4 protein-coding genes are annotated in these 3,064 nt (G+C 34.6%); all 4 read right to left on the reverse strand.

The features are described 5' to 3' along the window. Positions 1-62 precede the first annotated feature (62 nt). The 4 genes from AB3X49_RS20280 to AB3X49_RS20295 all read right to left on the reverse strand — a co-directional run bounded on the left by AB3X49_RS20280 (position 63) and on the right by AB3X49_RS20295 (position 2,943). Positions 63-1,049, reverse strand: a complete 987-nt coding sequence (locus AB3X49_RS20280; RefSeq protein ID WP_002015548.1) for a class I SAM-dependent methyltransferase — start codon at positions 1,047-1,049, stop codon at positions 63-65. Positions 1,050-1,260: 211 nt separating this feature from the next. After that, entirely contained in the window at positions 1,261-1,761 is a 501-nt protein-coding gene (tpx, locus tag AB3X49_RS20285) for a thiol peroxidase (RefSeq protein WP_107887372.1), read from the reverse strand. A 135-nt stretch (positions 1,762-1,896) separates the two neighbouring features. Next, entirely contained in the window at positions 1,897-2,292 is a 396-nt protein-coding gene (gene ytfJ, locus AB3X49_RS20290; RefSeq protein WP_000350005.1) for a GerW family sporulation protein, read from the reverse strand. A 12-nt stretch (positions 2,293-2,304) separates the two neighbouring features. Further along, positions 2,305-2,943, reverse strand: a complete 639-nt coding sequence (locus AB3X49_RS20295; protein WP_016106347.1) for a DUF2953 domain-containing protein — start codon at positions 2,941-2,943, stop codon at positions 2,305-2,307. Positions 2,944-3,064 lie beyond the last annotated feature (121 nt).

A 3,064-nucleotide genomic window follows, 5' to 3' on the forward strand; every position in this document is an offset into this window, starting at 1 on the left:
ACATTACATATCCTATAAAACTGTACTACATTAATTACTAACCCTGTTACATATATATCGTATTATTTATGTGTTGCAAACCAAGTATTCAATTGATCCATAATGTTCTCCATAGCCTTCATGTTAGAGAATTTAGGTAATTCCACTAGTAGTGCCTGTTTCGGCATTGTTACACCTTGGCCTTTCTTTTGGAGAACAAATATACTTTTTGCATTTTTCTCGTTTTTAAACATGGAAACAGGAAGCTGTAATAATCCTTGAATAAAACATGTCTCTTTAATGAATGCATGTAGCTTTGGCGCTTGATCACTTTCAAAAATGAAGTTTGGTACTAAGAAGAATAAATACCCGCCTTCTTTCGTATGTTTCACACTTTGTTCAATAAATAAGTGATGTGCATATGACATTCCTTCATTTGCTTTTAATGTATATTCACTTGCAACAATTTCATTTGGATAATAACCAATTGGTAAATCTGAAACGACTGCATCAACTGGATCAATATAAAGTGGTGCTAGTCCATCTTGGTGGAAGAATTCGATTGCATGCTTTTGTAAATTTGCATTTACTAAAGCAAGTTTAATTAACACCTCATCCACTTCTACACCAAATCCACTCATTGTTAGTTCTTCTTTGGCGCTATTAAACAATGTAGTCATTAAGTTACCAGTTCCAATTGCAGGGTCTAAAACAGTAATTTCTTTTTGACCTTGCATAAACTTATGGAATAAGTAGCTCATGAACATTCCAACTGCATCTGGCGTCATTTCGTGATTCGCTTGTACGCCCTCTTTCATTCCTTTTAAAATGGCTAGCTGAAATGCTTTACGAATTTCTTCCCCTTTATATGTTTCTTCATTAAACGTACTATATTCACGATTCAACCGTTCAATTGTTGATTCGGATAATTCCTCTTGTAAAATCGCTCCTTCAAACAAGTTATCACCTGTTTCTACAAGCGCCTCTAAATATGTTACATCTAATTCTTTACGTAAAACTACCGTAGAAGAATCAAAAATAGAAAATAATGTTTCTACTGCCTGACTCACGTACATTCCTCCTTCTCTCTTTTACACATAACTTATATCATACCATAATCTAAATTTTTCCCAAAAGAAAAAGCGACCTCTTGCAAAGAGCTCCCCTTCAAGTTGTTTATGATGTAACGTCTTTTCTCATATATTGGTTCAGTTAACAATACATGAGAAAAGACGACCTCTTCTAAAGTAAAACTTTAATGAGAGGTCGTCTTCATTTACATTACTTCGCAGATTTAGCTGCTTCTAATGCTGCTTCATAGTTTGGATGGCTTGTACCTTCGCCTACGTATTCTGCGTAAACTACTTTGTCATTGCTATCTACTACGAATACTGCACGAGCAAGTAAACGAAGTTCTTTCATTACTAAGCCGTAAGCTTCACCGAATGAAAGGTCACGGTGATCAGAAAGTGTTACAACATTTTCTAAACCGTTTGCTGCACACCAGCGTTTTTGAGCGAATGGTAAATCAGCGCTAATTGTTAATACTTTCGCGTTTTCAATACCTGCTGCATCTTGGTTAAAACGACGTGTTTGTGCATCACACACACCTGTGTCGATTGAAGGTACAACACTAATTAATTTTACTTCGCCTTTGTATGTTTCTAAACTTACTGGAGATAAGTCATTTGCTAATACTTGGAATTTTGGCGCTTGATCGCCAACTTTAACTTCTGTTCCAACTAAAGTCATTGGGTTACCTTTAAAAGTTACGTTTGCCACTTAAAAATCCTCCCTTATTTTAAACAAAATATGTACAATGTAAATGATAGTTTGTCCCTATCGATAATGCAAATAAAATCGCTTTATTTACAAAAAAATTAAAGAAGCTAATCCACTGATCAGCTTCTTTATTCGTTAAATTTGAAATTCAGGATCATCTTCTTTTCGTTTATCCATCATTTCTTTCACTTTATCAACAGCTTGTGGCGCTAATTCAATTATTTTATCGATGACGTGTGTTTGCTTATCTAAGTGTAATACTTTCACACCTTCTCCATTTATAACAAGAAAGGCAACAGGATTAATAGAAACTCCTCCACCACTTCCCCCGCCAAATGGATGACGGCCTGAATGTTCTACTTTACCAAATTCACTTCCACCAGCAGCAAATCCAAAACTGACTTTCGAAACTGTAAGAATTACACTTCCATCTGCCGCTTTAATTGGGTCACCAACAATTGTATTTACATCAGTCATTTGTTTTAAATGCTGCATTGCAGTTGTCATTAAACCTTGAATTGGATGGTCCACTTTATATCCCCCCTATGATTGAACTGATTTTTCGTTCGTACCAGATCTTTGTCTTCTCATAAACGTGAGTAATTTGATACCCGTTTTTATAGCACGAAATATACGAAAAGATGCTGTTAACTCACACCTTGATGCAAATCCTTTCCCTTGAAAAACAGGGGTAATTTCAAATTCTGGTACGTCGACAATATGCATATATTGTCCTACAACTCCAGCAGCCATTCCTTTTGTCCCCCATGCATACCCAGTGACAATTCCAGTACTAGCCGCATCGCCTGCTCCAATTTGTGAATGCCACTTCCAACTATTGATTTTCACTCGTTTGAGAAAATCTTTAACAATAGTATGAACTTCTTGAAGCTTTTTTATCAGTTCTCCAATGCTATCAAGTTGTGCCATAATTTTATTATCTATTCCGCCATCTTTCTCAGCTTTTTCGATTTTCTGCCCCGTTTTTTTCTGTTGTTTTTCAATTCTTTCCAATACATCAAACGTATATCGAATCATCCATATTTTCACTTGAAATAAACATTGTTTTTCCATTTCTGAATATAAAAACGTCACCTTAAGCGATATTTTCGATAATAGTATAAGCAAAATAAAAAGTAGAAGAATTATCATTCCAATTACAAGCCATTTCATTCTTACCATCCTTTCACTCCATATCCATTATCGACAAGTTTATTCATCATTAAACAATCTTTGATAAAATTGAATATAAAAATTTTTCTAAAAATAAAAAGGGATTTTGACATTTTATATCGAAATATAC

The organism is Bacillus sp. C30 (genome assembly GCF_040838255.1).
GTDB lineage: Bacteria > Bacillota > Bacilli > Bacillales > Bacillaceae_G > Bacillus_A > Bacillus_A mycoides.

Coding starts and splice junctions, on each gene's coding strand:
- AB3X49_RS20295 (WP_016106347.1), bottom strand. CDS start 2,943: ATGGTAAGAATGAAATGGCTTGTAATTGGAATGATAATTCTTCTACTT.